This window comes from Paenibacillus hexagrammi, assembly GCF_021513275.1.
Classification (GTDB): Bacteria; Bacillota; Bacilli; order Paenibacillales; family NBRC-103111; genus Paenibacillus_E; species Paenibacillus_E hexagrammi.
The window spans coordinates 1,683,390-1,700,223 of the sequence record NZ_CP090978.1 but is presented as its reverse complement, the minus strand read 5'-3'; the positions used below and the strand labels follow the sequence as shown (position 1 = coordinate 1,700,223).

The window sequence follows — 16,834 nt, the reverse complement described above, 5'->3', positions numbered from 1 at the left end:
TCTTTGGAGAAGCGTATAGCACTCGGAGAAATCTACTAAAGCTCGAAATGAACTGCTCGGTTTTCTTACTCCAAGAACATCCGTCTGGCTACTTCCGCCAAATCAAGAAGATCGACTTTACCGTCGCCATTGACGTCGGCTTTTTGATACTCGCTCCAATTCGGATCACTGGATGATTTGCCATATGCGGCTGCAACGATAGCCAGATCTCCGACACTGATTCTGTCGTCATGGTTCATGTCACCCGGTTTGGCGACAATCTCAATCTTGACGGCCGCCGATACGGCCCCAAGCTCGGTCTCTACCCCATTCGCGTCCGAAATGGTACTGCTGACACCAATAGAGCCAGATGCGGAGCTAGCCATGTTCTTGGCAGTAAATTGAAGCTTCAGCACATTCGCGTCGCCGGAAACCGCATTGCCTGCACCGATACTTGCAAGCAGCAGACGAACCTTGCCGGTTTGTTCGGTTTTGCCGACAACAGATACCCCGTCCTTCAGCGAAACGGCATCCACGAATTGGTACAAGGATGGATCGTAGGTAACCGTCACATCCTGCGCATACACGCTTTGCGATACACTTACATGGCTAAGACCGAAGGTCAGGTCGAAGCTTTGGCCAGGAGCCACGGTTCCTCCGCCGCTCAATACCGCAGAAGCCTCAGCAGGCTCTGTTTGGTCTGAGGAAGGCACCGGCTGCGGTGTGATCGTAGGTCCCCATACCTCCATCGCATCAGGTCCGCTAGCCTGCGGCACAAAGTGAACGCGGTCTATGGCAAGCTTTCTCGGATTGGTCACACCTGGTTTGAGATGAGTATGGTACACCATGAAGAGCTCTTTGCCATCCGGGGATTCCACAAGAGAATGATGCCCTGCACCCGGAACGACGAGATTCGATTTCATGATTGGATTATACGTATACTTCGTCCATGGGCCCATCGGTGTCGGAGCTGTCGCATAGCCTACGCCGTAATCAGGGCTTTCGAAATGGTTACCCGAATACGTGAGGTAATACGTGCCATTATGCTTGATCATGAACGGTCCTTCATTAATGGAAGCTACAGGCTGTTTTTGGCTGAGCTCCCACTCCTGCGTAGCCCGGAATACGAACTTCAGGGTGTCCTCTTTAATCGTCTTCATGTCGTCATTCAGCTCTGCCGCCCAAATCTCGTTACCTTGATTGAACCGGACAAAATACAAGTACCTTTTCCCGTCGTCATCTGTAAACACATGCGCGTCGATCTCCGGCGTATCCGGATGAATCGGCTGCTTCACATCTTGAACGAAAGGTCCAAGCGGAGAAGCGCTTGTTGCAACGCCAAGTCTTTCATTCGCGACGTAATACATGTAGAACGTTCCGTCCTTCTCAACAACCTCCGGAGCCCAGAACCCGCTTGTGCCCCACACGTCGCCAAGCTTAAGAGCAAGCTCGGATTGTTCCTGCCAGTTGACAAGATCCTTGGACGTGTAGACTTTGAAGCCTTTGGGAGCATTAGGGTCTTGTGATGTATTCGTCCCATATAAGTAATACATGCCGTCATGGTGAAGCACGAACGGATCGGCAATATCGGCCACGATCGAGTTCGTGTAGGTCGGTCCGGTTACCGTGTCCTTGTACGAGCTGATCTTGATATTATCAAACATGGCATCAGCATTCGATGTACGAAGTCCAATGTGACCGGTCGAAAGATGGGAAGACTCCAGCAAATCAAACTTCGGATATGGGGCCAGGTTCAATGGATTGTCATTCACAAACACTTGAAGGTGTGCGCCGTCCGCGACAACTTTCAGGTGATACCATTGTCCCGCCATAATAGGAAGCTTTCTTGAAGCAATCTCCGTCCATGTTCCTTTGGTCATCTGACCAAGCACAGCGGATTGTGTTGCTGCGTTAATACCAACATAGTAGCCGTTAAAGGCGTTAGCACCTTCAGCTTCGTTGTTTGTACGGAAAATCAGCCCGGCTTCATCTCCGCTTGTAATTTGCACATCGCCTTCGAGGACAAAATCGGTAAAGCTTTTGTCTGTAAGAACAGACTTATATCCGGCTCCTTTATTTACCTTATAACTGCCGTCTGTCATGCTCCATGCTCCTCCGTATGTCGTCCAGCCTTGCGCTGCAGAACCAGAGAAATCATTGGTATACAGCACATCAGGAAGCGGGTTCGAGCTTGGCACGGTAACAACAGATTCCGAGTGATAGGTGCCGTCTTCGCTTGCCGCTTCGATCACCGTTCTTCCCGCAGATTTGGCTTCAACAAGTCCAGTGCTTGAAACAGTCGCCACATCAGGATTCGCAGACGTCCAAATCACATCGTCTCCGCTGGCTCCGTTATTGTGGAGCTGAGCATTCTCGCCTACCTGAAGCGTCAATGCTTTCTGATCAAGATCTACTCCTCCATTGATCGGACGAACCGCAAAATACTCAAATTTCGCATCAATCGGATCGTTGTTCGCAACAATGTTATTGGCATAGAGACCGATTTTGATTGAATTCAGATTAGCGGTTACCGGATCGGAAGCTTGGATCCATTGATAGCCGTCCCAATAATAGGTGGTATATACGTTACCGAGCTTCTTGATCTTGAGTGTCATGGTGTCACCGCCCGGATGCGGTGCGTAGTTGCCTGGTTTCTGGTACACACGGTTCAGCTCATAGGCAGTTTCGATGATTTTGCCGTTCGCCCACACATGGCCCAGCTTGACGAAATTGTCTGCGTCCTGCCAGACGAATAGGCCCGCCTGTTGATGATTCAACCCGATCGGCGCCGTTACTTTTGTCACAATTTCAAAATCATTGCTTCCCGGGTCACGCAAGAACACGTTATTTTGACTATTGTTATCTTGGTAGACGTCCGTCGCTGTTGTATGAATCGTCAAGGAACCCGGATTTTTCGTCAAACTCCAATTGGATGCACTCTCCTGGAAAATCGACCAAGCGCTGTCCAACTGATTGCTGTCAAAGGAATCCACCGTAAACTTCGAAAGATCAGGCTCTGCTGGCAGTCCGCGAACCGTCACGGTGCTTGAAGCAATCAAGCTGCCGTTAACTGCGCTCACGACACGAATTTCTGCTGTTCCCACTTGCTTTCCTTCCACTGTCAGCGTCGTGCTCCCCGTTGCAGTATCTGTACTGGCTAAGGAGACGGATGCTATATCAGGATTGCTGGAAACGTAAGTCACCCGTTTGTCAGTGCCTTGCAGCGGCTTCAAAGAAGCTGTCAGTGTCCCTTTTTCCCCGTTTTGCAGAGTTAAGGAAGATTTATCCAACACCAAGCTCGTAACTGGCTTTCCGGTTCCATCATTCTCAAGTGGATCAACGACAATATAGTCGATGCGGGCATCGTTCGTTTTCTTGGTGAAACGAATGGTGTTTCCGCCTGCTTGCAGCTGAACGTCCATGGAAGCAGGAGCAAACACATTTTGCCCGTAGTTTTTATAGCTGATCACTTGTGCAGATCCGCCATTTACGGATACATCCTGCTGGGCCTCGGCACCGCTATTCGAGGCGTTATCCGCCATAGAAATCAGCGTGTAGGTACCCGCTTCTGGAACATTTACCGTAAATTGAACGTAATCGTCACCAGCCTGCTCTAATTGACCGGCCACCTTGCCGCCGGATGCATTAGCTGCTGAGACCGCAGCAGCTGAACCGCCAAGCTCCGCATTTTCAGCTTCCAGCTTCTGTCTTGCGACATTAGGTGTACCCGATGGTTCCTCGGTTAGCGATCCATAAGCAGCAGGAATGCCGAAGTTAGGCGATCCATCTTCATTCCAGGTAAACTTCTGCGCGCGCACGCTTCGGTTCCCCCAACCACCTCCGGAAACCTCATCCGCATGATAAACGATCCAGTCTTCTTTGCCATCCGGTGACTTCGTGAAGGTGTTGTGCCCCGGACCGTAAGCAGTCGGCTGCTTGCTAAACACAGGACCTGATTTGGTCCAGGAGGCAGAATTTAACATATCGCCGTCCGTATTAGTCAGCATGCCTAGGTTATAATCATCGGTCCAGCTGCCGCTTGCCGAGTAGACGATGAAGGTTTTGCCGTCTTTTTGCAGAACCTCAGGTCCTTCATTTATATAAGGCGTGCCGTTGCGCTCCCATGCTTGATCAGGCGTAGATATCTGCACTCTTGGTCCGCTGATGGTCCAAGGATTGCTCATCGGGGCAATGTATATATTTTGCTTTACATTCGTATCGCCTTCCCAACCCGACCAGACAAAATATTTGGAGTTATCGTCTTTCACAAGCACGGTTCCGTCAATCGCCCATTTGTCAGTCGCATCCGAAATTTTGCCTTTCAAGGTATATGTACCTTGCGGATCGTCGGAGTCAGCTTCCAGAACGTACATACGGTGGTGATCATTAGTGCCGTCATCCGCAGCAAAATAGATATACCATTTGCCGTCAATGAACTGAAGCTCAGGCGCCCATACCTCCTTCGAGTACTTCGTACCGCTTGGCGGCGTATACACCGTTACCCGCGGAACCGAACCGATATCTTGCAGCCTCTTGGCTTTCGCTATAAGAATGGAAGCATCCTTATCTGATTTGACGTAGTAATAGTAACCGTCTTTGAATACGATGCTCGGATCCGCAGCGGTAGCCGATACAATCGGATTCTTGAACATCGTACTGGCTGCAACGCTGATTTGGGAGGTTGCCGTGAAGCCTCCGTCTTTGGATGTTGCTGTAATCGTTACACTGCCTTCGTTGTTTCCGGTCACTTTGCCATGTTCATCCACAGAAGCGATTCCCGGATTGCTGGAAGACCATGTAACTTCCTGATTAGCAGCATCAACCGGCGTAAATTCAGGCTGAAGCTGCAGGGATTCATCTACTTTCAAGTTCACCGAAGCCGGCTTGATAGCAATAGATTCAACACTTTTTCCTGAATAAATAGGCAGCATCGCTTGCTTAGGCAGGCCCGGACCCGACCACCTGACATGCAGACTCGAGTTACCAGTACCGTGCACATATTCGACTCGTACAGGCTGAGTTTTGCCACCGATCAGCTCTATACTTCCACTCGCCTCTTCCCGAGTGTTGCTAGCCTTATCCACCACCAGCGTATCTCCTACCCAAACTTTGGCAATGTTGTCGCTGTCGGCGTAAATCGTGTACGCTCCAGTTTCCGAAGGCTGCACCGTTCCTGCCCAACGGACGGAGAAATGATCCTCCGCAATTCCTGCGGACGCATCCGGCGAACCGGTCCCTTTCTCATCGCCCAGATCAAAATCAATGCGCGGCGTAATGGATGTTTTAGCCAAATCCGTGAACTGTTCATCCTTATAATACTGAACCCGGTATACCGGAAGCGTATCATAAGCATCACCGGTAATCGCCTTCACATCATTGACATCCCAAGGATGTCCGTCAGGATAGACAATACCGTGAAACGGTACAGCAGGTTCCGAAGTCGCCGGATTCACATCCGTTCCCCAAGGAAAACGCGTATTATCACGGCCGATTCCAAACTCCCACATAACATAACCAACGCCTTTATTGCCGTAATGCTCTACTATGCCCGGTACAGACTGATTCAAGCGGTTCATCGCTTCATCCGCGAGAACTTGGCGGCTGGCGCCGTATGGCAGCGGATAACTCGCATCATAAGGATGCCAGGTGATAAAATCTGAGAACGGTCCTCCGGAGAAGTTGCCGGCTGTGGAGGAAACCGGAATCTTGGAGCCTGTATCTTTAATCCACATGCGGGCATCATTCATCAGCTGCTTCGTCACGGTATTCATGAGACCGCTTTCACCATTGCTCGGCTCATTGTAAATGTTCCAGAAAGCGATTCTCGGGTCGTCAAGATGAGCATTGACAATGCCCTGAACATAGTCCTTAAGATCCTGTTTGTTGGCGGCATAGTTGGCTTTGATATCATCGCCAGGGCCTTCCATCCAGCGGCTGTTATGTACGCCGTACCGTGGAGGAAGCTGAGGCCCAAGATGCGGGTGGTCGTCCCAACAGTCGTCAAAGAAGACAAGCTCGGTCTTAATCCCGTATTTGTCAGCCAGCTGAAGAAAATCCTCCAGATTGTTCTTCATCAACTCCGGGTCTTTTTTCCACACCAGATTATGCATGAACACACGCACCATATTGATGCCATAAGCATGCGCGTAAGAGAGCTCGCGGTCATTAATGTCGTGGTCGTACTCTTCCCACTGCTGCACCTGATTGACGGCATTCGTAGGTACGAAGACAGCTCCCTTCACCCAGGACCAGTCATAGTCAGGCAGCGTTACAGGACCTGTATCCGTCACACTCAAATTATCGAAGGTCGAATTTACCCAGAACGACCGTACACCGACAGAGCCTGATGTAAACATGGAATCCACGACGCTAACTACATGTTCCCCGTTGATGTATACCTCGATATTGCTTCCCGTTGCCTCTACTTTCATGTGATACGTTTTGTTTTGTTCAATCTTGTATGGAATAGAGGCGAGTTCGGTCCAGCTGTTGTTCATGCGCCCCACTTGCACGATATTATTGACGCCGATACCGGCGTAATAGCCTTTGAGATTATCGGCCCCATTCGTCGGATTCGAGACCCGGAAGATAAGTCCGGCATTATCGGAATTGAGCCCGTCTTTCACTGAAATATCAGCTTCATATGTAAAATTGCTAAAATTGGTGCCGTCTGCTACGGCTTTGTATCCTGCACCTTTGTTCGTGTGCAAAGCGCCGTCGGCAGCGTTCCATGTACCTTCATACGTTGTCCAACCTGTATAGTTGTTGTCACCGAAATCATCTTGAAAAACAGCAGGATTCTCGTCCGCTGCCGATACTAGAACAGGTGGAGATAAAGAAATAGCCATAGAAGCGACTAGCGTGCAAATCCATGCCGAACGCATACGTTTACTGCGAATGACTGAGAGCGGTTTCACTTGGTTTCCTCCCATTTATAGTTGTATGTGAAGCGCGACTGCCCTCCTCTCCTGATTGTATCAACAGTTACATTATGTATCATTAATCTGACTTCGTATTTAGAAAAATCTCGCATTTTTTATACTATTCCGCCATTCATCGGGGACATACAGCTATAAAAATGAAAAAAGAGGGCGGAATCCGCCACTCTTTTCCATATATGTTCCGTTTTGTATCTATCCAATCATAGAAGCAGAATTAAGAAAAGACGCCCGATCAAAGGCGTCTCACCACGCTTACTTTGCTTCTCGCTTCAGAATTTGAACTCCGTAAGGCTTCAAGTCTACCGATCCTGGAACAGATTCACTCGTCAGCAGATTCACATACGTACACGAGTCAAGATTAACCTCAACCACTTCATTGCTAAAATTCAGCAAAAACACATAGTCGTTCGTTCCGTCTGACCTCAACTGTGCAGTAACTCCATTCGGGAGTGCAGATTCGATGACTCGCGCAACGCCAGCTTCATTAACAAGCGCATCCATCATTGCCTGCTGAAACTGTTCGTCGTTCCTGCTTGCGATGTAGTAAGCTTTACCTTTTCCAAGACGATTTACCGTCAAAGCAGGACGTCCTGCATAAAAATCACTTGTGTAGGCGGCAAGCGCCTCAGCTCCCTCTAAATGGATCAGGTCACACAGCTCTCTGGCTTCAAAAGTTCCTTGAATGTGCAGGCTATTGTCCTCGTTCCACTTCACACCGTTCACTTGCCCGTCATGCAGCCCGTCGATTTCTTCAGACCAAATGCCCAGCGTCTTGCGCAGCGGTCCGGGGAAGCCTCCGAGGAAGCACAGATCGTTCTCATCCACGATGCCCGACCAGTAGGTGGCGACAAAGGTACCGCCATTTTCCACAAAACGTTCGATCCGTTCGGCTACACCGGGTCTTACCATATACAGCATAGGTGCCAGCAAGACCTTGTACGAGGAGAAGTCGCACTCCATATCGATGATATCAACCGGAACTCCCCGCTTCCAAAGCGGCTTGTAGAACTGACGCACCGTTTCCTCATACTTGATGCCGATATTACGCGGGCCTTGGGAATCCTTAACCGCCCAGCGATTTTCCCAGTCAAAAATCAGCGCAACTTCCGGGCTAACAGACGTACCCAGCACTTCGCTTAGCTGCTCAAGTGTCTCTCCTACCTCCGTCACATCGCGAAATACGCGGGTATGCTCGTGACCGGCATGGTCAACCACAGCGCCGTGAAGCTTTTCGCTAGAGCCCCTGCTCTTGCGCCATTGGAAATACTGAACCGAATCCGAGCCATGGGCCACAGCTTGTATGGAGGAAAGCAGGTGCATACCCGGCTTTTTCAGCTTGCTGACCTCCTGCCAGTTCGTCAAGCTTGGCGTGCTTTCCATTAGAAGAAACGGCTGGCCCTTTTTCAAAGAACGGAACAAATCATGATTGAGCGCGAACCATGCCGCTAAATCACTCTCATCATCTTTGTCATGCCAAGTCGGATAAGCATCCCAGGAGATAAAATCAAGTACATTGCTAAATTTCCAATAATTAAGCCCCTCGAATCCTTCCATAAAGTTGGTCGTCACCGGCAGCTGCGGGTTCACAGCCTTAAGCGGCCCAATCTCATGATTGCAAAAATCGACCGTTTGATCGGTGACAAACCGCTTCCAGTCCAGATTCATCGCATGTACCATGCTCTCTCCGTGCGGTGCAGGCGATTCGATCTGCGACCAATCGGTAATCGTATGGCTCCAGAAGCTCGTCCACCAGGCATCGTTGAGCACTTCCAAGGAACCGTACTTGTTCTTCAACCAGCCTCGAAAAGCATCCTGGCAAAAATCACAGTGGCAATCTCCGCCATATTCATTGGAGATATGCCAGCCGATGACGGCAGGGTGGGACGAGTACCTTTCGGCCAGCTTGCTGTTCATGATTGTTACTTTCTCACGATACACGGGAGACGTGTAGCAGTGATTGTGCCGCTGCCCGTGAAGATTGCGCACCCGGTTAGGCGCTGCCCGCAGCACCTCGGGGTATTTGGCCGACATCCATGCAGGTCTTGCTCCGCTTGGAGTCGCAAGGAATGCGTAGATGCCGTTTTGCGCGAATCGATCAAGTACATTGTCCAGCCACTCAAATGTAAACCGCCCTTCTTCCGGCTCCAGCGCCGACCAGCCGAAGATCGCAACGGACATGACGTTGCATTTGGCCAGCTTCATGAGCCGGATATCTTCTTCCAAGATGTGCGGATACTTTTGCCATTGGTCGGGATTATAGTCAGCTCCATGCAGGAAGCCTGTCACTTTCGGATGAATAGGTGAGAATTTCTTCACTCGGATAACCACCTTTACGTGTCTAAGTCATGCACCCCTATTGTACCAGTGTGAGCGGTCCGCCGTTACCCGATAAAATATCGATTCTCTGTAGAAATAGGAAGAACATCCGGTCTAATTGCCGGATGTTCTTTCTTCTAGATAAAGCTAGGTCCGTTACGAGCTTCAGTAGCTTTTCTCCGATTGCTGTTGACATATTGTTATTCGATTTAAATAAAAGCTGTAAAGGTGATAACAAAACTGTCAAAGGCAACCGCTTCGCTTCTCCGAAAACTACTGAGCTCTTCACTCCCGCTTTATCAAGAGTTTAATCCGGCTTGTTATACCGAATGGTCTTCCTTTATAACCTTTAAGGTGCGCTTACCATCCCAGCGACAATAAGTCCCAGGTCAGCTTGATCAATAACTCCATCGTTGTTGATATCCGCCGCTTTCACTTCGTCCCATTTTGCATCACCAATGTGGGCATGCAGGGCATAAGTCGCCCAGGCAAGATCTAGTGCATTGACGACCGAATCCCCGTTCAAATCGATCGGCTTATAAGTAACATGAACCGTAGCCGTCACCGGCTGTCCGAAGCCTTCCGCACTTCCCTGTACTGTAAACGTTCCAGGCGAAGCAAAGGTGGAGCTGTCCATCGCTTCCCACTGAACCGGTGTACGGATCGCGGACTGATCGTCTGCGTACACCGCTTTGATAACACTTGGCAGACTCGGAACGTCATGAACGAAAGCATCCACTTCAATCGGATTGATCGTGAGTGGCACCGCGTCCGTCTCCAATTCGCCGATTCGCGTCAGCACCACATCGTCCATGGAACCCCAATTGCCGCTGTTGCCCTTGATATGGAAGCCGATCGTGCACTGTCCGTTCACGACGTTAATATGCGTAATCTGCGGCTGACTCCAAACTGCCCAGCCTGTATTGGTGTAATCGGAAGTCAGCTCCGCTCCGCCAAAATCTTTGGCAAACAGCTGCGCTTCCGACTCCCCGCCCCCGCCTTCTACAGATGCGGATACGGAATATCTGCCGTCAGGAAGACCGGTTATTGTCTGGGAAACGGTAAATTCGAAAGGTGAACCCAGCCAATAATTCAGCGCCTTGGACCCGGCGTGCGTGTTATTGCCATTAATCGTGGCAGCTCCTGAGATGTCTTGAAACACCCAGGCATTCGAATTCGAATCCTCAAATCCGGGGTTTTGCACATAGTTGACAGGCTCATTCGCTGATACGCCGACGCCTCCTGCCACAAGGCTAAAGGCAAGCAGACTCACTGCGAGGATGCCCGATTTACGTTTCATTTTAACTCTAACGCTTCTCATACTTAGACCCTCCCCTATTTCAATTGCAATGCCCGATAGATGATCACGGCTGTTTCCGCTCTACTTGTATCGGCTTGCGGTGCCAAACCGGTACCGTTGCCGCTTACTACGCCGCTTTGAATCAGAGCAGCAATAGCTTGAACTGCATACGGCTGAATGGCCGAAGCATCCTCATAGGACTTCAGGACAGTAGAAGCATCCGTCTGCGGATTCCAGTTCTTACTCAGCTTAAGCGCTCTTGCTGTGAGCACCATCAAGTCTTCCCTGCTGATTGGAGCATTCGGAGCAAACGTACCGTCTTCATATCCAGCAGCAATGCCAAGCTTCTTGGCTGCCCCAACTGCTTCGTAATAGTAGACTCCTTGCTTCACATCTGTAAAATTAGCATCCACCGAGGCGCTTAAACCAAGTGCCCGCATAAGCATGACCAGGAAATCAGCACGTGTAACGGAGGATTGAGGACTAAAGCTCGTCTCGGAAGTTCCATTCGTAATCCCCTTGGAAGCTAGGGATTCGACGGCTTGCTTCGCCCAATCATATCCGGACAAATCGGCAAAGGATCGCTCCACATAAGCTACTGCATAGTTGCTAAAATGATGGGTAGTAAACACAACGCTATTACTCTCGGCATCATATGCTGCGTTCGGAATAGCCTCTGCCTTACCTTTATCATTGATATACCAAACCGTCAGGTGATTGGGATGCTGCAGTTCCTCAGCCGTAGGCGTGTACGGAATAGCTGCGGTCACAGGTGTATCAGCATTGTTCCAGGCAATCGTTTTACCAGATGCTTGTAAGCTCAGGTCAACGACCGGCTTATTACCTAATTGATTCTTCAGTGACTCGCCGAAGGATGCCGTGTTAACTTTACCGATGCGGATCACAACCTGGTCGCTTCCGGACAAGTGCTGGCTAAGCAGCATGTCGGCAGGAACCGTAACCGATCCTAAAGGAGTGTTGATCGTTATGGATTGACCGCTTCCTGCAGCTTGAAGAACACTTGCTGGCAAGCTTTGCGCGTAGCCCTCCGCTCCATCGATCGCGTCTATGCTCAATGTAATCGCACTATTTGAATTCGATCCTGCTTCGATCAACTGCTTCCAATCATCCGCGCTGATGGCGGCCATAGCCATTTTGTTCGCCTGCAGCGTAGGCTTCTGCGTAACCTTGATGGAACCGTTAACCCCTTTTTCTACCTTCTTCTCTGTGCTCGAGCTTGAAGCACCACCTCTTCCTGAACTCTTGTTTCCGCCATTGCTTGCATTCGTCACAGCAATTCGCTTCGATCCTAAAAGAGCAGGCTCAACGAGAGCAGACCCAGGAGTTCCACCCCATTCGGCACTAAGAATGCGGATGTCTCCATACGTCGCATCGGTCACTGACTTGGCTTGAAACGTCAGATTCAAGGTTCCGGTGTCGGTTGACTTACCTCCATCATGAGCCACGATAAAGCGCTGCATGCCGCTTCCAACCGGCTCATTGGCCAGCAGCAGCGTCTTGGCATCTGCGCTCTGAGCTGACACGAAATCCATCGCAGCCGGATCATATTGCAGCTTGAAATCCTGCGCATAGAGAGTATCTACAAGACCGTTATTTCCAACCTGTACCATAAATTGCTGCCCTTTCTTTACACTGTCCGGGGCTGTAATTGTCATTTCCGTCGAATCGGTGTACAGCTCGAAGTCATCGATATTTCCCCAGTTGCCGTTCTTCCCGTCCGCTTGTACACCAATGGTGATTTCGCCGTTGGTCACTTCAATATTCGTAATCTCAGGATGCTTCCACTGAACCCATCCCGTATTCACGATATCGGCCGTCTTTTCTTTACCGCCATAGCCGTTTGCAAAGAGCTTTAGGCTGTTCTCGCCACCCCCGCCTTGCGACCAAGCTTTCAGCGTATAGGTGCCGTTTTTCAGTCCGGTAATCTTTTGAGATACGGTAAACGGCATATCCTGATTCAATGAGTAATGCAGAGCGTACTCACTGTTGTGAGCGTTAGCGCTATCGGATACGACTTTGACGGCATTGCTGTCGCCTTCGATCGTCCAACTGCTGCCGTCCCCCAGCTCAAAGCCCGCATTGCTCACATAATTGGTAGCACCTTGCACCGTAATGACGGCTGTTGCCGGTAAAGCAGCGCCATCGATCGTGCCCTGAAGCGTTACAGTCCCAGGATGCTTCAAATCATCCGTGTTCGGCTGCTGCCATTCAACAGGCAAGCTTCTCACGGAATCGTCCGTAAATTCAACCCTCACTTTGTCTGGTAACAGCAGCGTGCCGCCTACACTCATATGAATATCCACCGGTTGAACCGTCGTAGCGGTTGCAACAAAAGGCTGGCCTGAGGACGAGTCGGATACTCGGTTGAACACATCCAGCGAAGGAAGCGCATTGCCGTTAAAATCGAACATCGCCTGATTCTCCCAGCCGTTGCCCTCGCCGTCTGCGGAGCTCCACTCTGCGCCTTTTACCGGAATCCAGTCAGGCTCCCAGTAAAACACACCTAAGCCCCCGGAGACATGGGCCACGGTGTCCATAACATCATGAACCTCCTGCGCTTGTCCCTGAATGGTCGCTTTGTAGCCGCCAAGCTGTTCTTGGGACGGTCCGAAATTGTTGGAAAATTGATCAGCATCGTCCAGCGTATACGCATACGCATTCTCTGCTACAAGCACTTGCTTATGATATCTAGCGCCAATATCCTCCATGTTCGCTTTCAGCTGCTGCATCGTTCCGTGCCAATATGGATAATAGGAGAAGCCAATGATATCGAAATCAACATTGCGGGCGGTCAATTGATCAAAATTGCGTCGATACAGCGCGTTATCTCCACCGTCAGCCAGATGAATCATGATTTTCGTGCGGAGCGCCGGGTCACCGTTATTCGGATCGTTATCCCGAACGGCCTGCACGCCTTGCTTCACGAGATTCGCCCAGCCGTCATAGCCGCCGCTGCCCGACGTTTGCCCATCGGGCCATACCATGCCGCTGTTCGTCTCGTTTCCGATCTGCACCATATCGGGCATGGCCCCGTTATCGCGCATTCCGCTGACAACGTCCGCCGTATAATCGTAGAGCGCTTGCTGCAGCTGCTCTGTATTTAAGCCAACCCAAGCCGCAGGCTTATTCTGCTTGCTAGGATCCGCCCAAAAGTCGCTGTAATGGAAATCAAGCAGCACCTTAAGCCCTAGATCCTTCGCTCTCTTCGCGATTTCGATGGTTCTCGCTTTATCGTTATTACCGCCACCCAGCGGCTTGCCGTTGGCATCGACAGGGTTGTTCCACACGCGCAGCCGCACCCAGTTGACGCCGTGATCCTTCAGAATCTGCAGCGCGTCCTTCTCCACGCCGTTATCATAGAACTTGCCCCCGCTGATCTCAATCTGCTTCAGCATGGACACATCGGCGCCCTTGATGAAATCCGAGTTCATTCCTTCGATGGGATTGATGTGGATATCGCCGTATACAGGTCCTGCTTCATCAGCCAAGACAGCCGCAGGCAAAGCTGTTCCTACCAGTAAGGAAGCTAAGACACTTGCGAATAGCTTTTTCATGGATTCTCATATCCTTTCGTTTTACAATTTGGAAGCGCTTCCACTTAGGCCAGTTGCCATACCTGCACATGCTGAACCGCCCCAGCCGAGGCATAAGGCGGTTCAACAGTCAGGCTATTTCCAATTACTTTTTCAGAAGCGGATTGGCTTGATTTTGCATCTCAGCAATGATTTTATCAATGCCGGCTTGCTTTAATTTCTCATTAAATACTTTCACACCATGGCTTGCATCATTAGGATCGACCAATCCGTAGAAAATCGGTTTGCCGAACGCATCCATCACGTTGCTGACAGCCGCTACTTCATTTTTCACTTTGGAATCGTCGAATGTGAAGGTTTCAAGCGGGTGGTTGACTGTTACTGTTTGTTTCCAATTATTTGTGAATTTCGCTGTTTCCTCAGCTACAGTGGAATCCAGACGCTCATGCAGCGAGTTCCAACCCCAAGGGCATGTGCCGGCAGGCGGGAAGTCTTTGGAAGCAGGAAGCGGTTTGAACTGATCGTCGCCGATCGCTTCGTAGTGCTTGCCTTTAATACCATAGTTCGTCAGATCGTGAATTTCTGGATCGTAACGCAGCAGGTCAATCGCCATCAGAGCGCGTTCTGCATTTTTGGAACCTGCATGAATCGACATACCGTTGTTGATAAACGGATTCGCAAGGCGCTTCTTATCGCCGCTCAGGTCATACAATTCCATTTTCCAATCCGGATGCGTGGTTTGGAGCTCGGATTTCGCACGCAGCAGCGTTCCCAGGTTCCATTCCAGAGAGGCTAGCTTACCGTCCTTGAAGGCTTGCTGTTTATCAATTTTGGAGGCGATAACGTCGCGAGCCCATGCACCGCTCTTTTGCGTGTCGTACATTTTTTGAGCATAGGTTACGAATTCAGGAGTCTCTACATAGTTAAAAATCGCGCTGGACGGATCCGTAACTTTATATGCAATCGGCAGCTGAGGTACGACATAGGTCCACTCATTCGGTTGAAGCAGCTCTACCGTGTTGAACTCGCTGGCGCCAATACTAGGCGTGTAGCCCTTTTCTTTCTCGGCAATGACCTTCAAGTAATTCGTATAATCGTCATAGGTTTTCAGCTCAGGCAGATTGTATTTCTCTCTCAAGTCTCCGCGGATTCCGATCATGTGATAGCTGTACTCGAAGTTATTTTGCGGAACCATGTAGATCTTGCCGTTTACTTTCGCCTGCTCCCAAGCGACCTTTGGCTCTTCCGCCCATGTCTTTGGCGCATACTTCTTCAGCATGTCCTCGGTCAGTTCCATATAGCCGTTCTTCACGGACTGTTGTGCGTAGTAGGACCAAGTAGCAGAGAATACAAGATCGAAGTCTTCATTAGCCGCGAACATCAGCGGATATTTCTGCTGGTACTCGCCCCAGTCCAAAAGCTTACATCCAGCGTTGCATTGATTTTTTGCTTCATGATCTTGTTGACTTCCGCGTAAACTTCGTCAAAATCTTTCGGTTTGGAGCCAAGCAAGACGGTTTTCAACTTTACTTCTTTGCTGGTATCGATGCCGCCGGAAGCGGAAGCGCTTGCTTGCGGAGCCGCCGATTGGTCCGGCGCAGGACTGGCTGATTCGCTACCCTTGCTGCAGCCTGACAATACACTTGCCACTGTAACGAGCGATACCAATCCAAGCGTTACTAATCTTTTCTTCATGATTTGCATGGTGTGTCTCCCCTTTTATGAAATGAATGAATAAAGCCTTTATGATAACCGGTTTCCCCAGGCAGCATGTTGATAAAGATTCATTATATCATCATTCTGTCCGGCTAACCCGGGGTTACCCTTTCACAGAGCCTACGGTTAAGCCTTGTACAAAATAACGTTGAACGAACGGATACAGGAACACGATCGGACCTGTTACGAGAATGGCGAGCGCCATCTTCAAGCTTTCTCCAGGCAGGTCGGCTACATGCATACCGGAGATCGCCATGACCTTGCGGATACCCTCCAGATTGCCTAGCATTTTATATAGAAGGTACTGGAGCGTGTATAAGGACTCATCCTGTACGAACAAGAGAGAGTTAAACCAATCATTCCAATAATTAAGTGCTGTGAACAATCCAATTGTAGCAAGACCAGGCTTGGCCAGCGGCAGAATCAAGCGGACGAAAATCGTGAAGTCCCCCGCCCCGTCAATCTTCGCCGATTCAGTAATCGCATCAGGAATACTGCGCAGGAAAGTTCGAAGGATGATGATATAGAAGACGTTCAACAGTGGCGGCAGCAGGAGCGACCAGAACGTATTTTTCATATGCAGATAGTTGACCATCAGAATGTACCACGGAACGAGCCCTCCGTTAAATAGAGTGGTGAAGTAGAAGAAGAAAGCAAATCCGTTTCTCCACTCAAAATCCTGACGCTGCAGCACATATGCGGCCATGGCCGATATGAAGAGCCCGATTAAGGTTCCCCCAACTGTTAACGAGATCGTCAGTACATAGGAACTGATAAACTGCTGCGGATGAGCTAGAGCAAACGAGTAGGCACTCAAAGAAAATTCTTTAGGCCAAAGGCGAAAGCCGTCGCTTGTAATCGATGCTTCACTTGTAAAGGAGCCGCTTATAATCAGAATAAAAGGGATCAAGCAGGCCAAGCTAATCAGCCCTACAAATACGTACCCGGTAAGATCCAACAGGCGCTGATCCCAGTGACTTTTTTCACACTCATCGTTTTCATACAATCACCTCGCTAATTTCCTTGCT

General features: G+C 50.0%; 7 protein-coding genes. All 7 read right to left on the bottom strand.

Translation table 11 applies throughout. The annotated features are described in order from the left end of the window. Nucleotides 1-65: 65 nt before the first annotated feature. The 7 genes from L0M14_RS07220 to L0M14_RS07190 all read right to left on the bottom strand — a co-directional run bounded on the left by L0M14_RS07220 (nt 66) and on the right by L0M14_RS07190 (nt 16,812). Complete coding sequence (locus L0M14_RS07220; protein ID WP_235121501.1) at nt 66-6,896, bottom strand: family 43 glycosylhydrolase; 6,831 nt, start codon at nt 6,894-6,896, stop codon at nt 66-68. Nucleotides 6,897-7,172: 276 nt separating this feature from the next. Continuing rightward, nucleotides 7,173-9,236 (bottom strand): beta-galactosidase, encoded by a 2,064-nt coding sequence (locus L0M14_RS07215; protein ID WP_235121500.1) that lies wholly within the window; start codon nt 9,234-9,236, stop codon nt 7,173-7,175. Nucleotides 9,237-9,585: 349 nt separating this feature from the next. Next, nucleotides 9,586-10,557 carry an Ig-like domain-containing protein gene (locus L0M14_RS07210; RefSeq protein ID WP_235121499.1) on the bottom strand — a complete coding sequence of 324 codons (972 nt, stop codon included), beginning with the start codon at nt 10,555-10,557 and terminating at the stop codon, nt 9,586-9,588. Between the two features lie 14 nt (nt 10,558-10,571). Next, on the bottom strand, nt 10,572-14,111 hold the full coding sequence (locus L0M14_RS07205; RefSeq protein WP_235121498.1) for a glycosyl hydrolase 53 family protein: 3,540 nt from the start codon (nt 14,109-14,111) through the stop codon (nt 10,572-10,574). A 124-nt stretch (nt 14,112-14,235) separates the two neighbouring features. Then, nucleotides 14,236-15,507 carry an ABC transporter substrate-binding protein gene (locus L0M14_RS07200; RefSeq protein ID WP_235121497.1) on the bottom strand — a complete coding sequence of 424 codons (1,272 nt, stop codon included), beginning with the start codon at nt 15,505-15,507 and terminating at the stop codon, nt 14,236-14,238. Beyond that, on the bottom strand, nt 15,471-15,794 hold the full coding sequence (locus tag L0M14_RS07195; RefSeq protein WP_235121496.1) for a hypothetical protein: 324 nt from the start codon (nt 15,792-15,794) through the stop codon (nt 15,471-15,473). The genes L0M14_RS07200 and L0M14_RS07195 overlap by 37 nt, the downstream gene beginning before the upstream one ends. 115 nt (nt 15,795-15,909) lie before the next feature. Further along, on the bottom strand, nt 15,910-16,812 hold the full coding sequence (locus tag L0M14_RS07190; RefSeq protein WP_235121495.1) for a carbohydrate ABC transporter permease: 903 nt from the start codon (nt 16,810-16,812) through the stop codon (nt 15,910-15,912). Nucleotides 16,813-16,834 lie beyond the last annotated feature (22 nt).